21 protein-coding genes and 2 tRNA genes are annotated in these 23776 nt (G+C 71.8%); 19 read left to right on the forward strand and 4 right to left on the reverse strand.

All coding sequences use genetic code 11. From position 1 onward, the window contains the following. Positions 1–94: 94 nt before the first annotated feature. Positions 95–1489: a polysaccharide pyruvyl transferase family protein gene (locus tag N4P33_RS09270; RefSeq protein WP_260825833.1), complete on the reverse strand. Its 1395-nt coding sequence runs from the start codon at positions 1487–1489 to the stop codon at positions 95–97. 216 nt (positions 1490–1705) lie between these two features. Here N4P33_RS09270 and proB point away from each other — a divergent pair, with 216 nt between their 5' ends. The 5 genes from proB to N4P33_RS09295 all read left to right on the forward strand — a co-directional run bounded on the left by proB (position 1706) and on the right by N4P33_RS09295 (position 6591). Next, positions 1706–2833, forward strand: coding sequence for a glutamate 5-kinase (gene proB, locus N4P33_RS09275; protein WP_260825834.1), 1128 nt, complete (start codon positions 1706–1708; stop codon positions 2831–2833). A 126-nt stretch (positions 2834–2959) separates the two neighbouring features. After that, positions 2960–3427, forward strand: a complete 468-nt coding sequence (locus N4P33_RS09280; protein WP_260825835.1) for a hypothetical protein — start codon at positions 2960–2962, stop codon at positions 3425–3427. 73 nt (positions 3428–3500) lie between these two features. Beyond that, on the forward strand, positions 3501–4787 hold the full coding sequence (locus tag N4P33_RS09285) for a glutamate-5-semialdehyde dehydrogenase (protein WP_260825836.1): 1287 nt from the start codon (positions 3501–3503) through the stop codon (positions 4785–4787). A gap of 48 nt (positions 4788–4835) precedes the next feature. Beyond that, complete coding sequence (locus N4P33_RS09290) at positions 4836–5429, forward strand: hypothetical protein (protein WP_260825837.1); 594 nt, start codon at positions 4836–4838, stop codon at positions 5427–5429. 88 nt (positions 5430–5517) lie between these two features. Next, positions 5518–6591 carry a hypothetical protein gene (locus N4P33_RS09295; RefSeq protein ID WP_260825838.1) on the forward strand — a complete coding sequence of 358 codons (1074 nt, stop codon included), beginning with the start codon at positions 5518–5520 and terminating at the stop codon, positions 6589–6591. Positions 6592–6606: 15 nt separating this feature from the next. Here the strand turns inward: N4P33_RS09295 and N4P33_RS09300 are convergent, their stop codons facing one another. Further along, on the reverse strand, positions 6607–7698 hold the full coding sequence (locus N4P33_RS09300) for a M48 family metallopeptidase (RefSeq protein WP_260825839.1): 1092 nt from the start codon (positions 7696–7698) through the stop codon (positions 6607–6609). Between the two features lie 338 nt (positions 7699–8036). On the opposite strand from N4P33_RS09300, the gene N4P33_RS09305 reads away from it, so the two are divergent. The 9 genes from N4P33_RS09305 (at position 8037) to N4P33_RS09345 (ending at position 12822) form a co-directional block, all read left to right on the forward strand. Then, complete coding sequence (locus N4P33_RS09305) at positions 8037–8201, forward strand: hypothetical protein (protein WP_260825840.1); 165 nt, start codon at positions 8037–8039, stop codon at positions 8199–8201. 68 nt (positions 8202–8269) lie between these two features. Beyond that, on the forward strand, positions 8270–8908 hold the full coding sequence (gene nadD / locus N4P33_RS09310) for a nicotinate-nucleotide adenylyltransferase (protein ID WP_260825841.1): 639 nt from the start codon (positions 8270–8272) through the stop codon (positions 8906–8908). Positions 8909–8924: 16 nt separating this feature from the next. Further along, positions 8925–10619, forward strand: coding sequence for an LCP family protein (locus tag N4P33_RS09315; protein WP_260825842.1), 1695 nt, complete (start codon positions 8925–8927; stop codon positions 10617–10619). Between the two features lie 122 nt (positions 10620–10741). Further along, positions 10742–11188, forward strand: a complete 447-nt coding sequence (rsfS, locus tag N4P33_RS09320; RefSeq protein ID WP_260825843.1) for a ribosome silencing factor — start codon at positions 10742–10744, stop codon at positions 11186–11188. Next, entirely contained in the window at positions 11185–11853 is a 669-nt protein-coding gene (locus tag N4P33_RS09325) for a histidine phosphatase family protein (protein ID WP_260825844.1), read from the forward strand. The genes rsfS and N4P33_RS09325 overlap by 4 nt, the downstream gene beginning before the upstream one ends. Positions 11854–11946: 93 nt before the next feature. Next, positions 11947–12019, forward strand: a tRNA-Ala gene (locus N4P33_RS09330). A 206-nt stretch (positions 12020–12225) separates the two neighbouring features. Then, positions 12226–12399 (forward strand): hypothetical protein, encoded by a 174-nt coding sequence (locus tag N4P33_RS09335; protein ID WP_260825845.1) that lies wholly within the window; start codon positions 12226–12228, stop codon positions 12397–12399. A gap of 3 nt (positions 12400–12402) precedes the next feature. Beyond that, entirely contained in the window at positions 12403–12636 is a 234-nt protein-coding gene (locus N4P33_RS09340; protein WP_006136074.1) for a hypothetical protein, read from the forward strand. 113 nt (positions 12637–12749) lie between these two features. Beyond that, a tRNA-Ala gene (locus tag N4P33_RS09345) sits at positions 12750–12822 on the forward strand. Positions 12823–12890: 68 nt separating this feature from the next. Here N4P33_RS09345 and N4P33_RS09350 read toward each other — a convergent pair. Both N4P33_RS09350 and N4P33_RS09355 read right to left on the reverse strand, forming a co-directional pair. Beyond that, the gene (locus N4P33_RS09350) at positions 12891–14501 is read right to left on the reverse strand and encodes an NADH-quinone oxidoreductase subunit NuoF family protein (RefSeq protein WP_260825846.1); all 1611 of its coding nucleotides are present in this window, start codon (positions 14499–14501) and stop codon (positions 12891–12893) included. Continuing rightward, positions 14498–15832: a cytochrome b/b6 domain-containing protein gene (locus tag N4P33_RS09355; RefSeq protein ID WP_260825847.1), complete on the reverse strand. Its 1335-nt coding sequence runs from the start codon at positions 15830–15832 to the stop codon at positions 14498–14500. The genes N4P33_RS09350 and N4P33_RS09355 overlap by 4 nt, the downstream gene beginning before the upstream one ends. A gap of 485 nt (positions 15833–16317) precedes the next feature. Here N4P33_RS09355 and leuS point away from each other — a divergent pair, with 485 nt between their 5' ends. The 5 genes from leuS to N4P33_RS09380 all read left to right on the forward strand — a co-directional run. Further along, the gene (gene leuS / locus N4P33_RS09360) at positions 16318–19206 is read left to right on the forward strand and encodes a leucine--tRNA ligase (protein WP_260825848.1); all 2889 of its coding nucleotides are present in this window, start codon (positions 16318–16320) and stop codon (positions 19204–19206) included. Between the two features lie 160 nt (positions 19207–19366). Continuing rightward, a complete protein-coding gene (locus N4P33_RS09365; protein ID WP_260825849.1) occupies positions 19367–20188 on the forward strand; it encodes a hypothetical protein in 822 nt (273 codons plus the stop codon). 72 nt (positions 20189–20260) lie between these two features. Next, positions 20261–21106 carry a DegV family protein gene (locus N4P33_RS09370; protein ID WP_260825850.1) on the forward strand — a complete coding sequence of 282 codons (846 nt, stop codon included), beginning with the start codon at positions 20261–20263 and terminating at the stop codon, positions 21104–21106. A gap of 142 nt (positions 21107–21248) precedes the next feature. Continuing rightward, positions 21249–22307, forward strand: coding sequence for a helix-hairpin-helix domain-containing protein (locus N4P33_RS09375; protein ID WP_260825851.1), 1059 nt, complete (start codon positions 21249–21251; stop codon positions 22305–22307). Then, on the forward strand, positions 22304–23776 hold a 1473-nt coding region (locus N4P33_RS09380; RefSeq protein WP_260825852.1), incomplete at its 3' end, for a ComEC/Rec2 family competence protein. The genes N4P33_RS09375 and N4P33_RS09380, both read left to right, overlap by 4 nt.

Below are 23776 nucleotides of genomic sequence, written 5' to 3' on the forward strand. Positions count from 1 at the left end.
CTTGCCCCGCGCTCGGCCGCCCTCTGCCTGGGATTCCGCCTCTGGCGCTCTTGTCCCGGGCTTCCGCTTGATGCCCCCGCCTGGTGCCGTCCGGCTAGTTCTTGCCTCCCTGCAGTGCCCGTCGCAGAGGAGCGCCGACCACCCGGCGGGCGCGGCGGTAGACCGACTTGGGGGCGGGCGCCGCCACCGTGCTGCGCGCGCCGGTCTTCGCGCGCGCGAGTTCCCGCCTGAGCCGGGCGTTGTCCTCGGCCAGTTCGGCCACCTGGCTGCTGAGCCAGCCCATGCGCCCGGCCAGCGAGGCCAGGTCGCCCTCGAGCCAGGGGCGCACCCCGGCGGGGAAGCTCAGCGCCCGCAGACGCTTCTCGAAGGCGGCTCCGCCGTCGCCGTGCGTGAACGTGTTCTCCAGGCCGTTGCGGTCCAGGAACGCCGTGAACCGTTCGAAGCGCTCGGGATGGTTGCCCGTCAGCGCGCTGAGGTCGGCCTGCTCGTACAGGTGCGCCGGGTCGACGTCCTCGGGCAGCTGGTCGATCCGGTGGTGCGGGATCTCGAAGTAGCGGCAGAGCTCCAGCGTCCGCGAGTCCGCGCACAGCACCGTCGCCGGGGTGCCGGCCAGCAGGGCCGCGATGTTGCCGTGGATGCGCGAGCCGAAGGAGAAGTCGAAGTCCCGCAGGTCGTCGATCCAGGTGACCGGGTCGACGTAGACACGGACCTTGTCCTCCCGGTACATCGGGTGGTCGGGATGCGTGGGCATCGCCGTGACCTTCCCGTTCGGGTCGGACAGGTCCCGCCAGTGCAGCTGCCTGGCGTCGCTGAGGTTCTGGCCGATGAACCGCAGGTGGGGGTAGCGCTGGTGGGTGCGCTTGATGATCTTCCCCATGCCCAGCCGGCGCACCGCGCTGTGCGAGCCGTTGATCGCGATACGCGCGTCGGCGGTCAGCCGCTCCGCACGCTTCTGCACGGCGAGCTCCTTGCCGTACATGAACAGCGACGGGCAGCCGATCACCTCGACGTCACGGAAGCCCATGTCCTTCAGGTACCGCTCGGTGAACTCGCCGCGCACGCCGATCGAGGCGCTGCGGTCGAGCACCGCGGAGACGAAGTCGCGCACGGACGGCTCGATCGGCTTCAGCCGTGCCGGGTCGTAGCCGAGCCCGGTCTGCGCGCCGACGCCGAGCACGACCACGGGTATCTTCAGCCGGCGGATCAGCCGCGTCAGCCGCTTCAGGCCCGGCTCGAACGACGGCCGGAACGCGTTGGCGAGCGGCACGACGAAGGCGTCGTACTCCTCGTTGATCCGCGCCGCCGCGGCCACCTCGGTCCGCATGTGGTTGGAGACCACTTCGGTCCCGGGGGTATCCAGGATCTTGTGTGCGGCGTCGCTGAAGATCAGATTGCCGGAGTTGGTGGCGATGACGTCACGCTGGAGGGCTTCCTCCACGGACAGGACGTCGAAGGGGCTCTTCCCCGATCTGAGGAGGATGCGCTTCATGCGGTGAACGTTGTGTGGCACAGCGTTCAACGTACGTATGCGGAATGTTTGATTTCTATAGGCAACCAATACAACCTTTTTCGCATACGCGGTAGGTGAACGTCCGGTTACCCGCCGCCCGTCCGGAGACTGGACCGCCGCGCGCCCCCCGCCCCGCTTCGCGTAGATTGCCAGGCGAGCGACCGATCGACGTGACGTGAGGGGACGGGCGGCAAGGTGGCAGGGGCAAGGCAGGCCGTGGGTGAGGCGCGCAGGATCGTCGTCAAGGTCGGCTCCTCCTCGCTGACCACCGCGGCCGGCGGCCTGGACGCCGACCGGGTCGACGCGCTCGTCGACGTCCTCGCCAAGGTCCGCAGTGGAGGAGAGCGCGAGATCGTGCTCGTCTCCTCCGGTGCCATCGCCGCCGGACTCGCCCCGCTGGGCCTGCGCCGCCGCCCCAAGGACCTCGCCCGTCAGCAGGCCGCCGCCAGCGTCGGCCAGGGGCTCCTCGTCGCCCGCTACACCGCCTCCTTCGCCCGCTACGGCGTCCGCGTCGGCCAGGTGCTGCTGACCTCCGACGACATGAGCCGCCGCGCCCACCACCGCAACGCCTCCCGCACGCTGGACAAGCTGCTCGCGATGGGCGCCTTCCCGATCGTCAACGAGAACGACACCGTCGCCACCGACGAGATCCGCTTCGGCGACAACGACCGGCTCGCCGCCCTCGTCGCCCACCTGGTCCGCGCCGACCTGCTGGTGCTGCTCTCCGACGTCGACGGCGTCTACGACGGCGACCCGGGCAGGCCCGGTACCTCCCGGATAGCGGAGGTGCGCACCCCCGAGGACCTCGCCCACGTCGACATCGGCAGCGCGGGCAAGGCCGGCGTCGGCACCGGCGGCATGGTCACCAAGGTCGAGGCCGCCCGGATCGCCGCCGCCGCCGGCATCCCGGTCGTGCTGACCAGCGCGATCCACGCGGCCGACGCCCTCACCGGCCAGGACACCGGCACCTACTTCCACCCCACCGGCCGCCGCTCCGCCGACCGGCTGCTGTGGCTCCAGCACGCCTCCACCCCGCAGGGCTCGCTCACCCTCGACGACGGCGCGGTGCGCGCGGTCGTGCAGGGCCGCAAGTCGCTGCTGCCGGCCGGCATCGCGGGCGTCGAGGGCGACTTCAGCGCGGGCGACCCGGTGGAGCTGCGGGACGGCGAGGGGCGGGCGGTGGCCCGCGGGCTGGTCAACTTCGACGCCAAGGAGATCCCGCTCCTGATCGGCCGCTCCACCCGTGAACTCGCCCGCGATCTCGGACCCGGGTACGAACGTGAGGTCGTACACAGGGACGATCTGGTGGTTCTGCATCCGTAATGGGCCGAAACGTCCGCCCTCGGTGGTGGACGTTCCGCAAAATCGCCCCACGATCCCCGGCGGCCTGCTGCACTTTGTCCCAGGGACGCACGTCCTCGACACCAGCAGCGGGAGAAGGAGGCCGTCGTGAGACGAGTACGCCCTGGGACGGCGGCGTCCCGCGGTGGTGCCGGCTCCCGGGCGGCCGGCGAGGAACGCGCCCTCACCAGCGTCGCGACCGGCGACACCGTCCGGGGCGGTGAGCCCGTGGACCTGCCCCGCCTGTGGCACGTCACCCTCAGCGTCTCCGGCGAGCAGGCGCCGATCAAGGAGGTCCGCCGGGCCCTGGAACAGCTCGCCCACGACCACCCCTTCCTGCTGACCAGCCGCTACGCCGACGACCACGCCGAGATCCGCTACTGGGAAGAGGCCCGCGACCTGCACGACGCCGCCGCCGTGGCCCTGCGCCTGTGGGGCGAGCACCGGCAGACGGCCGGGCTGCCGCCCTGGGAGATCGTCGGCCTGGAGGTCATCGACCGGGCCACCTACCACCAGCGCATCGCCGAGGGCTACGGCCCGCCGCCCGCGAGCCCGGTCGGCGTGCACCCGTTCTGAGTGCTTTTGCGGGCGTGTCTCGGTGTTTGGGATGAGCGTCATCACCGGCCGCCGCCCGCACTACCCTTCCCTCATGACCACGCTCTCGCCGTACGACTCGATGTCCCCGGTCGACCAGGCCGCCTACCGGGCCAAGGCCGCCGCCGCGACCCTCGCGCCGCTGCCGCGCGCCGCCAAGGATGACGCGCTCCTCGCCGTCGCCGACGCGCTGGAGGTCCGTACCGCCGAGATCGTCGAGGCCAACGCCCAGGACGTGGCCAAGGCGCGCGAGGCCGGCATCAGCGAGGGCATGATCGACCGGCTCACCCTCACCCCGGAGCGGGTCCGCGCCATCGCCTCCGACGTGCGCGACGTGGCCGCGCTGCCCGACCCGGTCGGTGAGGTCGTCCGCGGCTCCACGCTGCCCAACGGCATCGACCTGCGCCAGGTCCGCGTGCCGCTCGGCGTCGTCGGGATCATCTACGAGGGGCGCCCGAACGTCACCGTCGACGCCGCCGCCCTGTGCCTGAAGTCCGGCAACGCGGTCCTGCTGCGCGGCTCGTCCTCGGCGTACCGGTCGAACACGGCGCTGGTGCGCGTCCTGCGGGACGCCGTGGGCGGGGCCGGGCTGCCCGCCGACGCCGTGCAGCTGGTGCCCGGCGAGAGCCGCGAGAGCGTGCGCGAGCTGATGCGCGCCCGCGGCCTGGTCGACGTGCTCATCCCGCGTGGCGGCGCCTCCCTGATCAACACCGTCGTGCAGGAGTCGATCGTCCCGGTCATCGAGACCGGCACCGGCAACTGCCACGTCTACGTCGACGCCCAGGCCGACCTCGACATGGCCGTGGAGATCCTGGTCAACTCCAAGGCCCAGCGGGTCGGCGTCTGCAACGCCGCCGAGACCCTGCTGGTCCACCAGGACATCGCCGCCGACTTCCTGCCGCGCGCCCTGGACGCCCTCGCGGACGCCGGGGTCACCGTGCACGCCGACGAGCGGGTGATGGCGTACGCCAAGGACTCCCGGGCGACCGTGGTCGAGGCGACGGCCGAGGACTGGGAGACCGAGTACCTGTCGTACGACATCGCCGCCGCCGTCGTCGACTCGCTCGACAAGGCCGTCGAGCACATCCGGCTGTGGACCTCGGGCCACACCGAGGCGATCGTCACCACCTCGCAGGCCGCCGCCCGCCGGTTCACCCAGTTGGTGGACTCCACCACGGTCGCGGTGAACGCCTCCACCCGTTTCACCGACGGCGGCCAGTTCGGCTTCGGCGCCGAGATCGGCATCTCCACGCAGAAGCTGCACGCCCGGGGCCCGATGGGCCTGCCGGAGCTGACCAGCACCAAGTACATCGTGACCGGCGACGGGCACACCCGCCGCTGAGGACGGCCGTCTCGCCAGACGGATGAATTTCCATACCGTCTGCCCAAATTGACCCCCCAGGTCTACTCTGGATCCGTGCCGGAGGACGTGGGGGGCACGCCGTTCCCTGACGGCTGGGAGCCCGACGACGACCACGACCGCGGGGTGTCGGACGAAGAGTTCGCCTCCGTGGTCTTCGACGAGGACTTCGTACGCGCGGCCGTGGTGCACGAGCCGACCGCCGTCGAACGCCTCCTGGCCGCCGCCCAGGCCAGAGCCGAGGCCTCCGAGGCGGAGGCCCACCGCGCCCGCGCCGGAGGCGAGCGCTACGACGACGGCTACGGCCGGTACCGCGGCGACCCCGACCTCGACGACGACGAGGACGAGGACCTGGACGTCCTGGAGGACGGCTACGGCCACCCCGGCCCGTACGGCCGCCAGGTCCGCTGGCACCGTCCCGTCGCCTGGATGCTCGCCCTGGTGATGGGCATCGGCATGGTCGCCCTCGCCTTCTCGGCGGTCTACCGGGGCGCCTCCTCCAGCCGCGAGGACCAGGTGCCGCCGCCCGTCTCCACCGAGCCCGCGCAGGGCGGATCGGCCACCCCGTCCGCCTCCGCCGACCACTCCCCGCCGACCGTCCCGGTGATCCCGCGCACCCCCTGACAGCGGGCGCCGAACCTGGTGAGAACCTGTCAGAACTTGGCGCACGGCGGGGCGTTTACCCGAGGTCCCGCAGACCTACCCTGAAGGTATGGGAGGGCCTGCGGACCCACCCGAGGGGACCCCCGAGGGCGCCCCCGGAGGTGGCGAGGACGAGTACCGGTCCGTCGTCTTCGACGAGTCCTTCGTCCGTGCTGCCCGCCTCCAGGAGTACTCCGCCCAGGAGCGCATCACCGACCACGCCCCCGCCGTACGCCGCCGGCCGCCGCTGCGCCGGGCCGGGCTGTCCCGGCAGGCCCTGGTCCTCGTGGTGCTGATCGCCCTCGCGTTCGGCACCGCCGTCTACATGGGCGTACGGCACCCGTACCAGACCCCGGCCGCCCAGGAGCCCGCCGACCCCCTGCGTATGACGGTCATCCCGCTCGCCCCCGAGGGCAAGGTGCCCGGCGCCACCGACATCGAACGGCTGTACGCCAGCAGTCCGGCGGCGCAGTTCCGCATCGGCGCCGAGGGCGTCCCGCTGCCCGCCTCCCGGCGCACCGCCCACTTCTCCGACGGCCAGGTCGTGACGGCGCTGATCACCGCGCGGGACTACATCGTCCGCTCCTCGCTCGACCCCGAGGTGCTCACCGGCCGCGAGACGCGCTCCGTGCGGGTGCTGCTCGACCCCGACCAGCTGGACCAGTTCGACCAGAGCTTCGCCCGCCCCACCGCCGACGGGCGGCACGCACCCACCGGATGGCTGGTCCGCTTCGACCCCGCCCGCACCGAGCTGGCCGGCCGCGAGATCCGCGTCCAGGGCACGCTCCAGGCCGCCGAGACCGACTCCTCCACCCTCGAGGTCACCTCGGACCACACGTTCGTGTACGCGCTGCGCCCGGCCGGCGCGGGCCAGGAGGCGAAGGCGTCGCTGTTCACGGTCCGGCGCGAGCTGCACTTCCGCTTCGACCGCGAGGATCTGCGGCTGCACCAGGCGCAGCTCGTCGTCTCCTACGTCCAGGCAGGGCCCCTGTCCTGCGCGGAGGACTCCGCGAGCCGGCTGCGTCCGCTGCTGGCGGGCCAGACCGCCAAGGAGGGCGGCCCGGCGGGCACCGACCCCTACGCCACCGGCAGCGCCCCGGCCCTGTGCGGCGCCCTGGCCCCGGGGGCGCAGCCGAGGCTGTGAGCGACCCGGGAGGGTTCAGTCACCGTCGCGCGGCGGACGCTCGCCCTCCGAGGACGGCGGCGGCTTGGGCGAGGTGAACCCGCCGAAGCCGCGGCGGACCCGGTCGCCCAGGTCGCCGGCGCCGCCCGCGATGTCGCTCACCAGCTTCATCAGCGGGTCCTTGGAGTTCTTCACCTCGCCGGCGTACGAGCTCGCCGACTCCCGCCAGGAGTCCCGTACCGAGGCGTCCTTGTCCTCGTCGCGGCGCGGGTAGTGGCCGTCCATGATCCGCTGGTAGTCGCGGGAGGCCTGCCACTTCTTCAGCTCCGCCGCGCGCACGGTGGTGAACGGGTGGGAGCGGGGCAGCACGTTGAGGATCTTCAGCACCGAGTCGCGCAGATCGCCCCCGGCCTCGTACTCCTCGGCCTGCTCCAGGAACGCGTCCACGTTCATCTCGTGCAGATGGTTGCCGCCCGCGATCTTCATCAGACCGCGCATGGAGGCGTGCAGGTCCTGTCCGACCAGCAGCCCGGCGCGGTCGGCGGACAGCTCCGACTTGCGGAACCACTCCCGCAGCGCCGTCACGATCGCCATGATCGCGAAGTTGCCCAGCGGGATCCACGCCACCCGGACCGCGAGCGAGGTGAGGAACAGCAGGATCGTGCGGTACACGCTGTGACCGGAGAGCGCGTGCCCGACCTCGTGCCCGATGACCGCCCGCATCTCCTCCTCGTCGAGCAGCTCCACCAGGCCCGTGGTGACCACGATGATCGGCTCGTCCAGGCCGATGCACATCGCGTTGGGGTTCGGGTCCTGGTTGACGTACATCGGCGGGACCTTCTCCAGGTCCAGGATGTAGCAGGCGTCCCGCAGCATGTCGTTCAGATGCGCGAACTGGCGGTCCGAGACGCGCACCGAGTCGGACAGGAACAGCAGCCGCAGACTGCGCTCGGGCAGCAGCCCGCTCAGCGCCTTGAAGACGGTGTCGAAACCGCTCAGCTTGCGCAGCGCCACCAGGGCGGAGCGGTCGGCGGGATGCTCGTACGCACGCGAGGAGATTCCGGGGAAGCGCCTGCGCTGCCTGCTCGGCACGCTCTCGTGCCCGTTGTGCTGATGGCCGTCGGACATGTTTCCCCCATGTGCGTCGATGTGACCCTGCGGTCCCGTGTGCGGCCCTGTGCTCCCCCGAGGCGAAGCCCAGCCTAGGCCGAGTTACCGTGGACCGGCAGTACGGCAGTACGGCAGACCGGTTCGGCCGAGGAGACCGCACGTGATCAGGATCGCGCTCGTCGTGATGGTGGTGGGCTGTGGGCTCACCGCGTGGTTCCTGCTGCGTGGCTACAGCCAGAAGGACGACTGAGCGCACGGGAAGGTTGCCGCGGGAGTCGGCGTGATCGGCGCCGAGGCGCCCGCTTACGATGAGCCGACGTCTTTATCCCGCCCACACGCGATAGGTCCTGCCGAAGATGAGCTTCCACAGCACCGCTGCCCAGTTGGTCACCCTCGCCTCCGAGGGCGGAGAGCACGGCGGCAACCACGAGAGCCTCAACCCCTACCTCACGGGCGGCGGCGCCCTGTTCATCCTGCTGCTCCTGCTGTGGATCACCACCCGCTTCAACCGCGACCGCTGAGCCCGGCGCCGTCCGCCGGGGGAACTGGTGACCGGGGCCCACAGCCCGGGCCGGTAGGGTCTGCACGCATGGGAGAGCAGGACAGGCCTACCGGCCCCGGCAGCGGCCCCGCGAGGTCGGGCAAGCGCCGCCTCGGCGTCATGGGCGGCACCTTCGACCCGATCCACCACGGGCACCTGGTGGCGGCCAGCGAGGTCGCCGCCCAGTTCCACCTCGACGAGGTGGTCTTCGTCCCCACCGGCCAGCCGTGGCAGAAGAGCCACCGCACGGTGTCCGCGGCCGAGGACCGCTATCTGATGACGGTCATCGCCACCGCCGAGAACCCGCAGTTCTCCGTGAGCCGCATCGACATCGACCGCGGCGGCCCCACCTACACCGTGGACACCCTGCGCGACCTGCGCGCGCTCAACCCGGACACGGACCTGTTCTTCATCACCGGCGCCGACGCCCTCGCCCAGATCCTCACCTGGCGCGACAGCGAGGAGCTGTTCTCCCTGGCGCATTTCATCGGCGTCACCCGGCCGGGCCACCACCTGAGCGACGCGGGTCTGCCCGAGGGCGGCGTCTCGCTGGTCGAGGTGCCCGCCCTCGCGATCTCCTCCACGGACTGCCGTGCGAGAGTCGCCAAGGGAGACCCCGTCTGGTATCTGGTGCCGGACGGAGTCGTGCGCTACATCGCCAAACGAGAGCTGTACCGCGGCGAGTGAGCCGAGAGGGGCACCGGTGAACGACCGATACGACGCGGGATACGGGACCGACGGGTCCGCCCCGTACGAGCTCGTCGGCTACGACGCGTACGGCCGGCCTGTCTACCGCCAGGCCCCGCCCCGGCCGGAGGCCTACGACCCGTACCAGCAGCAGCCGCAGCAGCAGGGCCACCAGGGGTACGGCTACGACCCGTACGCGACCGGCGCCGGGCAGCCCGCGCCCTCGTACGACCAGGGCACCTACGACCCGTCGTACCCTTCCTACCCCTCCTACGACCCCTACGGCACCGCACAGCAGCCGCAGCAGCCGCACATCCCCGCGCAGGGTCAGCACGCCCCGTACGACCCCTACGGCGGCCCGGAGACAGCGCACATCCCGCACCAGCCAGGACCCGTCGACGACGAGCCGGCCGAGTCCGCCCCCGCGGAGCAGGAGCGCGACTACCGCACGGAGCAGTTCGCGTTCGTGGAGGAGCCGGACGACGACTCCGAGGACGTCATCGACTGGCTGAAGTTCACCGAGAACCGCACCGAGCGCCGCGAGGAGGCCCGCCGCCGCGCCCGCAGCCGGATCGTCGCCCTCGTCGTCGTGCTCGCCCTCGTCGCGGTGGGCGGCGTCGGCTACCTCTGGTACGCCGGGAAGCTGCCCGGCCTGTCCGACTCCGGCACCGGCACCGGCACCACGACCGCGGCGGGCGCCCAGAAGCGCGACGTCATCGTCGTCCATCTGCACGACACCAAGAAGGGCGGCACCGCCACCGCGCTGCTGGTGGACAACACCACCACCAAGCAGGGCACCACCGTGCTGCTGCCCAACTCCCTCGCGCTGACCGCCGACGACGGCACCACCACCACGCTCGCCAAGTCCGTCGAGGACGACGGCTCCGAGGCCACCCGCACCGCGCTGGACACGGTCCTCGGCACCGACATCGAGGGCACCTGGCGCCTGGACACCCCCTTCCTGCTCACCCTCGTCGACCTGGTCGGCACCATCGAGGTCGACACGAACGCCGACGTGCCCGACCCCAACGCCAAGAAGAAGGGCGAGGCACCGCTGGTCCGCAAGGGCGAGAAGCAGACCCTCAGCGGCAAGATGGCCGTCGCCTACGCCACCTACCGCGCCCCCGGCGAGTCGTCCAACGCCCAGCTGGAGCGCTTCGGGCAGGTCCTGCACGGGGTGCTGCGCAAGATGACCTCCGACCCGGACGCCGCGACCACCACCGTGCAGACCCTGGGGCAGATCATCGAGCCGCCGCTGACCGACGCGGACCTCGGCTCCTTCCTCGCGAGGCTGTCCGATCTCGCCAAGGGCGGCGACCACAAGACGGCCCTGCTGCCCGTGCAGCAGGACGGCACGCTCAGCGCCGAGGCGAGCGACAGCGTCGTCAAGGAGATCCTCGGCGGCACCGCGAAGAGCCCCGACAAGGACGCCGCGGTCAGCGTCTCCGTGCGCAACGCCACCGGTGTGAAGGACAACACGGAGAAGGCCCGCGTCACGCTCCTCAACGGCGGCTTCACCTTCCTGGAGGGCGGCAGCACCACGGCCGCGGCGAAGTCGAAGGTCGTCTACGCGAACGCCGCCGACAAGGAGCACGCCGGCGAGGTCGCCAAGACCCTGGGCCTGCCCACCGGCGCCGTCACCAAGGGCGACGTCTCCGCCGGGGCACGGGTGTCGGTGGTCCTCGGCCAGGACTACGAACCCGGGTCGTAGAACCGGGGTCGTAGCACCCGGGGCGTGGCGCCCGTACCGGTGTGATCGGTAATCCGTGGGGCGTGGTCGGCGGTCCGTGAGACCCTTGACGAAACACGTGACCGCCGACCGAAAGCCTTGTAGTGACCGCAACCGACCGTTCCCTCGAGCTCGTCACCACCGCCGCCCAGGCGGCCGCCGACAAGCTCGCGCACGACATCGTCGCCTACGACGTCAGTGACGTGCTGTCCATCACCGACGCCTTCCTGCTGGCCTCCGCGCCCAACGACCGCCAGGTCAAGTCCATCGTCGACGAGATCGAGGAGCGGCTGAACAAGGAGCTCGGCGCCAAGCCGGTGCGCCGCGAGGGCGACCGCGAGGCCCGCTGGGTGCTGCTCGACTACGTCGACATCGTCGTCCACGTCCAGCACAGCGAGGAGCGCGTCTTCTACGCCCTGGAGCGGCTGTGGAAGGACTGCCCCGAGCTGGAGCTGCCCGCCGACGCCAAGGCGACCCGCGGCAAGGCCGCCGAGCACGCCCGGCTCCAGGAGGCCGAGGGGGCGACGGAACCGGGCGGTGAGTGGCGGTGAGCGCCACCGGTGAGGTGAGCGGCGCCACCAGCCGGGGCCGCCGCATCATCCTGTGGCGGCACGGCCAGACCTCCTGGAACGTGGAGCGCCGCTTCCAGGGCACCACGGACGTGGAGCTCACCGAGACGGGCCTCGCCCAGGCCCGCCGCGCCGCCCGCCTCCTCGCGGGCCTGCGCCCCGACGCGATCGTCGCCTCCGACCTCAAGCGGGCCGCGGACACCGCCGCGGAGCTCGGTGCGCTCACCGGCCTGGAGGTCACCACCGACGAGGCCCTGCGGGAGACCTACGCCGGCGTCTGGCAGGGCCTGACGCACGACGAGATCATCGCCCGCTACGGCGAGGAGTACGCCGCGTGGAAGCGCGGCGAGCCGGTGCGCCGGGGCGGTGGCGAGCTGGAGACCGAGGTCGCCGACCGCGCCGCCCCCGTGGTGCTCCGGCACGCCGAGAAGCTGCCCGACGACGGCACGCTGGTCGTCGTCAGCCACGGCGGCACGATCCGCACCACGATCGGCCGTCTGCTGGGTCTCGCCCCGCACAACTGGGAGAGCCTCGGCGGTCTCACCAACTGCTGCTGGTCCGTCCTCGGCGAGGGCGCCCGCGGCTGGCGCCTGCTGGAGCACAACGCCGGCACCCTGCCGGAACCGGTGCTGGGCGACGACGACTGAGCAGGTCGCGCCCGGCCGGGACCCGGATTTCACTTTCCGGCAGGTCACAGGCTAAAGTTCTTCTTGTTCGCCCGCCGAGCGGGGAGAACGCAAGGGGCTATAGCTCAGTTGGTAGAGCGCCTGCATGGCATGCAGGAGGTCAGGAGTTCAATTCTCCTTAGCTCCACAGCTCCACAGACGAAGATCCCGTCCTCCGCAGGGGGCGGGATTTTTCGTTCCCGCGGTTGAGCAGACCGCCTCCGACAGGCGTATACCTCTACGAGGCGTCCAGCCGTGTCCCGACCGGTACCACGGCGTCGCTGACCGTATTGGCCCGGTCGTGGCAGAATCAAACGGCCGGAAGGGGGCGCGGCCCGACGGGAGGGAGTTGCGATGCCTGCGAGCATCCGCGAGGAGGTCGAACACCTCCTCGCAGCGGCGTTGACGCTACGGACCTCGACCCGCATCAGCTGCCCCTCCTGCGGTTCCGGCCACGTCGCCCAGGTGCTCGGTGACAACGGCGGGGTGTCCTACGTGTGCACGGCCTGCGGCCACAGCTGGAGCTGATCGATGGGTGCGCACAGGCGGAAGTGTGACTGGTGCGGCAGCGGTACGCCGATCGTCCGTGACATGGAGCCGATCAACCCCGACTACCAGTACTGGTGCGAGGAATGCGCGCGGGCGCTGATCATAAAGGGCGACCCCATCGAGACGTACCGGGAACTCGAGGGGGAACCGATCTACGGCCGGCTCCTGGAGGAGCACTGCACGCTCAAGCGGTTCTATTCGTTCGTGACGGCCTAGCGCACAGGGATGAAGGGGTCAAATCGGGCACACCGGAAACGATTTGGTGTTGGACCCGGTGGACCGTGTAAAGTTGGCGTCGCCGCCGGGGAAACCCGGAAGGCACACAGCAAGGGGCTATAGCTCAGTTGGTAGAGCGCCTGCATGGCATGCAGGAGGTCAGGAGTTCAATTCTCCTTAGCTCCACAGAAAGATCCCCCCGGTCCTCCAGGACCGGGGGGATCGTCGTTGTGCGGGGCCTTTCTGCGGGGCCCTCAGCGCCCGAGAGCGCGGCGTCCGCGCCCCTGGGACAGCACCGGCAGGTTCCTGGACGGCGCCTTGGCCTGCGGTCCCTCCTCCTCGATGCGCAGGGCCAGTGCCGGGCAGCGGCGCACCGCGCGCAGCGCCTTCGCCTCCGCATAGCGCGGCACCTGCGCCTGAGCCACCGTCGGGAAGCCGTCCGCGCCGAGCTGGAAGACCTCGGGGAGGATGTCCGCGCACAGGCCGTGGCCCCGGCACAGCGTCCAGTCGACGTAGATCTTCTGCCGGCTGGGGCCGTTCTCCTCGCCTCCGCCGCCCGGGATGCCGGTGGGCGCCCTGCCTCCCTCGAACAGCGGCAGCACGCCCGCCACGGGCCGTCCGCAGCCGTTGCCGAGGACATGGGCGGCGAGGTCGTCGGTGAACGCCTTGATGGTCGACTCCAGGAACATCGCCGAGCCGTCCGGGTGCGAACAGGCGCCGCGCCGCTTGACGTTCTTGGCGACCTGCTTGAGGGCTTCCAGCGCGGCCGGGCCGCCGCCGTTCAGGATGTCCTCCAGGCCGCGCGCCGCGGCCGGCAGACCGAGATAGCAGGGGCCGCACTGGCCCGCGCTCTCCTCCGCCAGCCACTGCGCCACCTTCAGCGACTCGCCCAGCGGGCACACGTCCTGACTGATCGGCAGGATCGCGCCGGCGCCGAGCGAACCGCCCACCGCGTCCAGGGAGTTGCGGGAGACGATCGCCTCGTTGACGGTCGCCGCGTCGATCCACTTGCCGTGGTAGCCGCCCGTCAGCACACCCTGCGGCATCGGCGGCGCCCCGGCGAGCTGGAGCACATAGCGCAGCGGCACACCCGTGGGGACCTCGATCACCATCGGGCGGGCGACCGCCCCGGACACCGTGAGCATCACGGTGCCCGGCTCGTCGTACAGGCCGGTGTTGCCGTAGCGCTCCGGGCCGATGCGGGCGGCGATGGCGAGCTGCGCGAACGTCTCCGCGTTGGACAGCAGCGTGGGCGCGCCGCCGACACCGCTCTTGGAAGCGCTGATCTTGCGGCCGGGCGGGATCGCCGGGCCGCCGTCGATGGAGCGGATCAGGGAGGCGGCGGCGCCGGTGACCATGCGGACCGGGTTGCGCTGCACGCGGGCGCGCAGCGCCGAGCGGCGGCCGTTGCTCAGGCCGCGCTCGGCGAGCGCCTGTTCCATCGAGCGCTGGGTGGACTCCCGGGTGACCCCCACCACGAGCGTGCGGGCGCCGAGCGCCTCGGCGCACAGCAGCGCGCCGTCCAGAATGAGATGCGGGGCACGGTTGATGAGCACCGTGTCCTTGCGGCAGGCCGGTTCGTCCTCACTGCCGTTGACGACGACGACCGGCCGTACGCCGCGCTTGATCGCCGCTTCGGCGACCGAGCGCAGCTTCTTGTGGAAGGGGAAGCCCGCGCCGCCGCGGCCCCTGAGATTGATGCGCTCGGCGAGCGACGCGAGTTGTTCGCCGCCCATGGGTTCGAGCGGCCCGTGCACCTTGAGGTGCATGGGCAGATCGAGCCGGTCGACAAGGTCGAAGCCCGACGTGAGCTGAGGAAGCCCGACCACGCGGACTTCGGGAACGTCGGGCAGGGCCTCGTTCACTTATAGCCTCCGGAAGGCATGTTCCAAGGTTCGCCCGAACCCGGTGCGTCGAAGTCGTAGGACGCACCGGGGGTTGGTTCAGTGGCGGGACCGCTGTTGTACGTGTCACTCGGGTTGTACGTGCCGTAGAGGGTGTTCGTCTCACCGGTGTCGTACACATCACTCGAGCCGTACCCGGAGCCGACCGGACTGCCATAGGCCGGGATGGTTTGTCCCGTGTCGTTCAGGGGGTCGTAGGCCGGAATGGTCTGCCCGGTGTCGTTCAGCGGGTCGTACGCCGGTATGTGCCCGGTGTCGTTGAGCGGGTCGTACGACGACGGCGGGGCCTCGCCGACCGGCGGCGGGGACGGGATCGGCCAGCTGCCCGAGGTGCTGGAGGGCGAGTCCACGCGGGGCATGCTCTCCGTGGGCTGCAGGTCCAGCGGCAGCTCCGGGCCGGCCGTCCGGTCCGCGAACAGGGGCTGTCCCTGGGGGCGCGACGGTGCCGAGACCGCGCGGTAGGCGGCGGCGAAACCGTTCGGGGGTTCCGCGGCGGCCGGGCGCTCGGCGGTCTCGAAGCGCGGGCCGTCGTCGCGCGACCGGGAGCCACGGCCGGAGCCACGTCCGGAGCCGCGGGACCCGGAGCCGCGCCGGTCGCCGTATCCGGGCAGCGCGCCGGTCTCGGTCGCCCGTGACCTGCTCTCCTCCAGCTCCTCGCGCCGCTGCTCCAGGGACGTGCCGAGGAACGCGGTGACCCGGTCGGCGACCTTGCGCTTGACCGGGCGCGGGGCCGCGCGCAGGGCGAGGGCCGCCATCACGCCGACCACGGACAGGCCGTAGAGGATCACGAAGACCGGCTTGGCGGCTCGACCCGCGTAGAGCCCGTGGACGAGCGCGGCGCACCAGGCCGGATAGGCCAGCATGTGCATGGCCCGCCAGCGGGCCGCGACCGGCGCCGGGGAGGCGAAGCGGTTGCGCAGGACGCCCGTGACGGCCACGAACATCATCAGCAGACCGGCCGTGGTGCCGAGGCCGATCAGGAACGTCCGGCCGCCGACGACCTCGTCGTCCGTCAGGGCCAGCCCGAAGGGGATCACCGCGGCGATCCAGGTGGTGTGGTCCTGGGCGACCTTGATGCCGATGTGCACCAGCAGGAACACCAGCGAGGCGACCGCGGTCGTGCGGTGCACCGCCTGCGCCAGGATCCGCTGGCGCGGGCCGAGCAGGATGCGGTCCTGGGCGACCAGACCCCAGATCACCGAGGCGCTGAGACAGACCAGCGACAGGACGCCCACACCGAAGCTGAGGAACTCGGCGAGCCAGTCGTCCGCCGTGCTGTCGTCGGGCCTCACGGCCTACCTCCCGACGTCACGAAGGCGAGCGGGTACGGCTGAGCGGCAGCCGGCCGGCCCGGTGCGGGCGGTGGGCTGCTGTGGGGAGGAGGGTTCATGGGGCAACTCCGAACGGTTCGGTAAAGCGGTCCCGCTGCCGAACTCTAAGCGCGCTCGTACCGATCAGTACGAGGTTTGAGTTATTGCGCTGTTATCAAAAGACGATCCGCTCGTTGTCTTGTCCCTTTAGTGGCCGTTACGCGAAGTAACCTTTGACCGAGATTCAGTGCGTCGCGGCCCGCCGCGGGGCTGCGGTACCCTAGCGCCATGCGTGCCGTACGCCTTCTGCTTAGCGAGCCGCGCTGATCAGTCCCGGCCACCGCCCGACCGTTCAATCGCATCGGGTGGCCGGAATCGGCGCGGCGTCCCCTCCTGTGCGAGGGGATTTTTCATTTCTTGGAAGTCGCAGGTCGCAGGCAGAGACGATCGATGGAGCATTGAGGACGATGAGCGAGACGAACCCCGCTGCCGCCACGAGCGGGTCGGCGGATGCCGCGCCGCACCGCTACACGGCCGGTCTGGCCGCCGAGATCGAGGCACGCTGGCAGGACTTCTGGGACGCCGAGGGCACCTACGCCGCGCCCAACCCGAGCGGCGACCTGGCGGGCGACGCCGAGACGGTCGCCAAGCCCAAGAAGTTCATCATGGACATGTTCCCGTACCCCTCCGGTGCGGGCCTGCACGTCGGCCACCCCCTGGGCTACATCGCCACCGATGTCACCGCCCGCTTCCAGCGGATGACCGGCCACAACGTGCTGCACACCCTGGGCTTCGACGCCTTCGGCCTGCCCGCCGAGCAGTACGCCGTGCAGACCGGCACGCACCCGCGCGTGTCCACCGAGGCCAACATCGAGAACATGAAGGCCCAGCTGCGCCGGCTGGGCCTGGGCCACGACAAGCGCCGGTCCTTCGCCACGATCGACCCGGACTACTACAAGTGGACCCAGTGGATCTTCCTGCAGATCTTCAACTCCTGGTACGACGAGGACGCGAAGAAGGCCCGCCCGATCTCCGAGCTGATCGCCCAGTTCGAGTCCGGTGAGCGGCCCGTGCCGGGGCACGCGCGCGCGTGGAGCGAGCTGAGCGAGGCCGAGCGCGCCGACGTGCTGGGCGAGTTCCGCCTGGCCTACGCCTCCGACGCGCCGGTCAACTGGTGCCCCGGCCTGGGCACGGTGCTGGCCAACGAGGAGGTCACCGCCGAGGGCCGCTCCGAGCGCGGCAACTTCCCCGTCTTCAAGGCCAAGCTGCGCCAGTGGAACATGCGCATCACCGCGTACGCGGACCGTCTGCTGGACGACCTGGACGCCCTGGACTGGCCCGAGGCCATCAAGCTGCAGCAGCGCAACTGGATCGGCCGCTCCGAGGGCGCCCGCGTCGACTTCCCGATCGACGGCGAGCGCATCACCGTCTTCACCACCCGCCCCGACACCCTGTTCGGCGCCACCTACATGGTGCTGGCGCCCGAGCACCCGCTGGTCGAGAAGTTCACGGCTCAGGAATGGCCCGAGGGCACCCACCAGGTGTGGACCGGCGGTCACGCGAGCCCGGCCGAGGCCGTCGCCGCGTACCGCGCGCAGGCCGAGTCCAAGTCCGACGTCGAGCGGCAGGCCGAGGCCAAGGACAAGACCGGCGTCTTCATCGGGGCGTACGCCACCAACCCGGTCAACGGCGAGCAGGTGCCCGTCTTCATCGCCGACTACGTCCTGATGGGCTACGGCACCGGCGCGATCATGGCCGTCCCGGGCCACGACGCCCGCGACTTCGAGTTCGCGCGCGCCTTCGAACTGCCCATCCGCTGCGTGGTCGAGCCGACCGACGGCCGCGGCACCGACCCCGCCACCTGGGACGACGCCTTCGTGTCCTACGACGCGAAGATCGTCAACTCCTCGGGCGCCGACGTCACCCTGGACGGCCTGGGCGTCGTCGAGGCCAAGGCCCGTATCACCGAGTGGCTGCAGAGCAAGGGCTTCGGCGAGGGCACCGTCAACTTCCGGCTGCGCGACTGGCTGTTCAGCCGGCAGCGCTACTGGGGGGAGCCCTTCCCGATCGTCTACGACGAGGACGGCATCGCCCACGCCCTGCCCGAGTCGATGCTGCCGCTGGAGCTGCCCGAGGTCGACGACTACTCGCCGCGCACCTTCGACCCGGACGACGCGGACACCCAGCCCGAGACGCCGCTGTCGCGCAACGAGGAGTGGGTGAACGTCACCCTGGACCTGGGCGACGGACGCGGCCCGCGCAGGTTCCGCCGCGAGACCAACACCATGCCCAACTGGGCCGGTTCCTGCTGGTACGAGCTGCGCTACCTGGACCCGCACAACGGCGAGAAGCTGGTCGACCCGGAGATCGAGCGCTACTGGATGGGCCCGCGCGAGGGCATGCCGCACGGCGGCGTCGACCTGTACGTCGGCGGCGCCGAACACGCCGTGCTGCACCTGCTGTACGCGCGCTTCTGGTCCAAGGTGCTGTACGACCTGGGGCACGTCTCGTCCGCCGAGCCGTTCCACAAGCTGTTCAACCAGGGCATGATCCAGGCCTACGTCTACCGCGACAGCCGCGGCATCGCGGTGCCGGCCGCCGAGGTGGAGGAGCGCGACGGCGCGTACTACTACCAGGGCGAGAAGGTCTTCCGGCTGCTGGGCAAGATGGGCAAGTCCCTGAAGAACGCGGTCACTCCGGACGAGATCTGCGCCGAGTACGGGGCCGACACGCTGCGCCTGTACGAGATGGCGATGGGCCCGCTGGACGTCTCCCGGCCGTGGGACACGCGTGCGGTGGTGGGCCAGTTCCGGCTGCTGCAGCGGCTGTGGCGCAACATCGTCGACGAGGCGACCGGCGAGGTCACCGTCGTCGACGCCGAGCCCGACGAGGAGACGCTGCGTGCCCTGCACAAGGCGATCGACGGGGTGCGCCAGGACCTGGAGGGCATGCGCTTCAACACCGCCATCGCCAAGGTCACCGAGCTGAACAACCACCTGACCAAGGCGGGAGGCCGGGTGCCGCGCTCCGTTGCCGAGCCGCTGGTGCTGATGGTCGCGCCGCTGGCCCCGCACATCGCCGAGGAGCTGTGGCACCGCCTGGGCCACGAGGAGTCGGTGGTCCACCAGGACTTCCCGGTGGCCGACCCGGCGTACGTCGTGGACGAGACCGTCACCTGTGTGGTGCAGGTCAAGGGCAAGGTCAAGGCGCGGCTGGAGGTGTCGCCCGGCATCTCCGAGGACGAGCTGGAGAAGGTGGCGCTGGCCGACGAGAAGGTCGTCGCGGCGCTGGACGGCGCGGGGATCCGGAAGGTGATCGTGCGGGCGCCGAAGCTGGTGAACATCGTTCCGGCCTGACGGTCGTCGCGGCTCGGGCCGTCCCCTACGGGTAACGGCGGGGTCGTCTGCGGGCAGGCTCGGGGTTCTTCCGGAACTCTGGGCCTGCCCGCCGCGTTTACCGTTGAAGAGCGGCGCGGAGTGTGCCGGGACAGGTCCTACGGCCCTCAGGAGGAGCCTCGTGGAAGCAGTGTTCGCAGTGTTCGCCCTGCTTTTTGTGCTCCTGGTCGTCCTCGGCGCCTACGCCACGGTGAAGGTCGTCGGCGCCGCCAAGCGCAGTGCCGACCGCCACATCACCCAGGCCCGCCGCACGGTCGAGGACCACACCCTGAAGGTCAAGTCCATGGTCCAGCCGGGCGCCGCGGGCGAGGTCGCCCAACTCCGGCTCAAGCTGCGCACGTCCATGCGGGCCACGCAGGACGCGCTGCACGCGGCGGTCGCCGAGGACGAGTCCCTCAAGGAGTCCCTCGGCCTCTTCGAGCGCCTGAGCGCGCACGGACACGAGCTCGACGGCGAACTCCGCCGCCTGGAGACCGAGCCCGACCGGGCCACCCTCGCCGAGCGGCTTCCCGGGCTGCGCGAGCGCACCGAGCGCATCACACAGTCGGCGGACGCCCTGCGCTGGGCGGCCCGCGACCGCGCCCGCCGCTTCGCCGAGGACGACCTGGACTCGCTCAGCACCCAGATCGACCTGGAGGCCGGGGCCCTGCGGCACTGGACGACGACCGAGCCGGCGGCTGGTACGCAGTCCGCGGGTGCGCAGTCCGCGAATGGGCAGTCCGCGAGCGGACAGTCGTCGGGTGGGCAGCGGCCTGCCCCTCCGCCGTGGCCGGAGGCGCCGGCCGCCGATGCTCCGACGGCCGGTCAGACCTGGCCGGAGAACCAGGAACCGGCCACCGCTCAGGAGCCGGCGCCCGAGCAGCCCCGGCCCGCCATCGCACCGGCCGCGCCGCACCCCACCTACCCCTGGCAGAAGAAGCCCCGCCCCGAGAGCACCACTTGATCCGGTCACTGCCGCACACGGCGCGTGGGGCCGGGCTGCCGTGCGGGCGGTACGCCAGGTAACCTCCAGCTCATGTCCCGCCATGTCGCGATCGTCACCGATTCAACGGCCTACCTACCGGCCCGGACGATGGAGCGGCACGGCATCACCTCGGTACCCCTGACCGTGGTCCTCGGCGACCGCGCGCTGGAGGAGGGCACCGAGATCTCCACCCGGTCCCTCGCCCAGGCACTGCAGAAGCGGCGCCCGGTCACCACCTCGCGGCCCGGCCCCGAGGTCTTCGCCGAGACCTATCGCAAGGTCGCCGAGACGGGCGTCACCGGCATCGTCTCCCTGCATCTGTCCGCCGAACTCTCCGGCACCTACGACGCGGCGGTCGTCGCGGCCCGCGAGGCCCCGGTGCCCGTGCGGGTCGTGGACACCGGCATGATCGCCATGGCGCTCGGATTCTGCGCGCTGTCGGCCGCCGAGACCGCGGAGGCGGGCGGCACGGTGGACGAGGCGGTCACGGCCGCGGAGAAACGGGCGGCGGGCACGTCCGCCTACTTCTACGTCGACACCCTGGACTATCTGCGCCGCGGCGGCCGGATCGGGGCGGCGCGGGCCCTGCTGGGCTCGGCACTCGCGGTGAAGCCGCTGCTGCAGCTGGCGGGCGGGCGGATCGAGCCGCTGGAGAAGGTGCGGACGGCGTCGAAGGCGATCGCCCGGCTGGAGGAGATCGCGGCCGAGCGGGCGGGCGGCGCGGAGGTCGACATCGCCGTGCACCATCTCGCCGCGCCCGATCGTGCGTCGGCCCTCGCGGAGCGGCTCCGTGGGCGGGTGCCGGGGCTGGCGAACCTGCATGTCAGCGAGGTGGGGGCGGTGATCGGGGCGCACACGGGGCCCGGGTTGCTGGGGGTCGTGGTCTCGGCGCGGTGAGGGTCTCGCGGCGGTGGGGGTCTCGCGGCGGTGGGGCTCCCGTTCGCTCGTGCGGGTGACGGAGTTGTCCACAACCCTGTGGTAGTCCACGGGAATCGAGCAAGATCATCGCGGTTGGGGCGGGGTGTCCGATCCTCGTCGCATGGCACTTCGATCACGTTCACGCACAGCTACTGCAAGCAGCGGCCCGGGCCGGGCACCGGCGTCCGACGGCCGCGTCCGTCACCGGCGGGCCCGGCATGCTTCCCGGCATGCGTCCCGGCACCGGAGGCGTGAGGCGTCGGCGGAGGAACTGCGGCGGCGGGCGGAGGTGCTGTTCGGCGAGGGCGGCCGGGGTGGTGGGCGGCGCAGGGGTGGGCGGCGGGTTCCGAGTTGGGCTGTCCGTGATGATGCGCGGTACGCGGATGTGGCGGATGTGGAGCCGACGCCGGAGGAGGGGGACGACCTCACGCCCCCGGAAGGCGGCCGCCGGGAGCGGCTGGGGCGGCTGGGGCTTGCCCTGCGGGAGCGGTTACCGCTGTGGGTGCAGACCCGGTGCGGGATGGAGCGGCGGAGTCTCGTCGCGCTGTCGGTGGTGCTGGTGGTGGCGGTGGGTTTCGCCGTGCAGCACTTCTGGGCGGGGCGTAGTCAGCCGGTGCGACCACCGGAGGTGGTGCGAGCGGCGACCCCGCGCGGGGACCAGACGCCGGCGCCGGCCAGTGCGGCGCAGGCCACGGCATCGGCGGCTCCGGAGATCGTGGTGGACGTCAGCGGCAAGGTGCGTGAGCCGGGGATCCATCGCCTCCCGGCCGGCTCGCGGGTCGAGGACGCGCTGAGGGCGGCGGGTGGTGTTCGGCCCGGTACGAAGACGGACGGGCTGAATCGGGCCCGCTTCCTGGTGGACGGGGAGCAGGTGATCGTCGGGGACGGCACGGCACCGGGGGCGGCGGGTGCCGCGCCGGGTGCGGGCGGCGCGGCAGCCGGGGGTACGGCGGGTACGGGTGGTGCGGCGGGAGCCGCCGGTCCGGCGGCGCCGGTGTCGTTGAACACGGCCACGGCGGAGCAGCTCGACACGTTGCCGGGTGTAGGCCCGGTGCTGGCCCAGCACATCATCGACTACCGCACCCGCAACGGCGGCTTCCGCTCGGTGGACGAACTCCGCGAGGTCAACGGCATCGGCGACCGCCGCTTCGCGGACTTGCGGAACCTTGTGCGGCCATGAGCGGCACGACGAACGCCGGGGCCGTCCCTACCCGGTCGGAGGTCCACGCCCGGTCCGGGCACCGGCTGGGGGCTGCTCGGCCGCGGCAGGAAGGGCCTGTGGACCTTCGGCTCGTGCCGCCGGCGCTCGCTGCCTGGGGGACGGCGGCCGTGACGCTGGATGCCTCGCCGGGGTGGGGTGTGGGCGTGGTGGTCGTCGCCCTGGTCGCCGCGGGTGTGCTGCTCGCCGTGCGGGGCGGCCGTCGCTGTGGACGGTCGTGGATCTCCGGGGCGGCCGTGCTGGTGTGCGTCGCCGCCGCGGCCGCGTCGGCCGGGCTGCACGGCGCGGATCTGCGGAGGGGGCCGATCCCGGCGCTGGCGCGGGAGTTCACCCCGGTGACGGCGGAGGCCGAGATCACGTCTGACCCCCGGCTCACCCGCCCTCGGGTCAGCGGCGCTCACATGGCTCCGCCGGTGGTCCTGATCGAGGCCGAGGTGCGCCGCGTCGAGCGGACGGACGGGGGGCCGGCGGAGGAGACCCGGACGCCGGTGCTGCTGATCGTCGATGTTCGTTCGGGGAAGCGAGGGACGGCCGGGACTGAGCGTTCGGTGCCGGACGGTGCGGGTGACGGGGCTGAGCGGGATGTGCGCGACGGGCGCGCGGGTTCGACGCAGGGCGTTGTCCCTGGCGGGGGCGCGGGCTCGGCGCAGGGCGTTGTCCCCGGCGGGGGCGCGGGCTCCTCCCCGGTGGGGCGGGGTGCCCGGCAACTGGACGCCCGGGCCGGCTGGTTGGGGTTGTTGCCGTCTGTCCGGGTGCGGGTGGAGGCGCGGGTGGTGCCTGCGTCGGCGGGTGGGGGGCGCGTCGCGGCGGTGTTGCGGGTGAAGGGGCGGGGTGGGCCGGAGGTCGTGGGGGAGCCGTCGTGGGCACAGCGGCTGGCGGGGCGGCTGCGTGCGGGGCTGCGGGAGGCGACCGACGGGCTCTCCGCGGACGCGCGGGCGCTGCTGCCGGGACTGGTCGTGGGCGACACCTCGCGGATCACACCGGAGCTGGACAAGGCGTTCCGGGAGACCGACCTCACGCACACGCTCGCCGTCTCCGGCGCGAACTTCACCATCCTGCTCGCCCTTCTCCTCGGCCCGCCCGGGCTGGCCCAGCGCGCGGAGCGGCGCGGCCTCGCTCCCCGCCTCGGGATCTCCCTGCGCATGACGGCGGTCCTGGGTGCCGCACTGTCCCTCGGTTTCGTCGTGGTGTGCCGGCCGGATCCGAGCGTGCTGCGGGCCGCGGCCTGCGGTTCCGTCGCCCTGCTCGCCCTCGCCACCGGCCGCCGCAGATCACTGATCCCGGCGCTGGCGACCGCCGTCCTCCTGCTGGTGCTCTACGACCCCTGGCTGGCCCGCAGTTACGGCTTCCTGCTCTCCGTGCTGGCCACCGGTGCGCTGCTCACGATCGCGCCGCGCTGGAGCGTGACGCTGCGGCGGCGCGGGGTGCCG

It is taken from the genome of Streptomyces sp. 15-116A (genome assembly GCF_025290915.1).
In the GTDB taxonomy this organism is placed as follows: domain Bacteria; phylum Actinomycetota; class Actinomycetes; order Streptomycetales; family Streptomycetaceae; genus Streptomyces.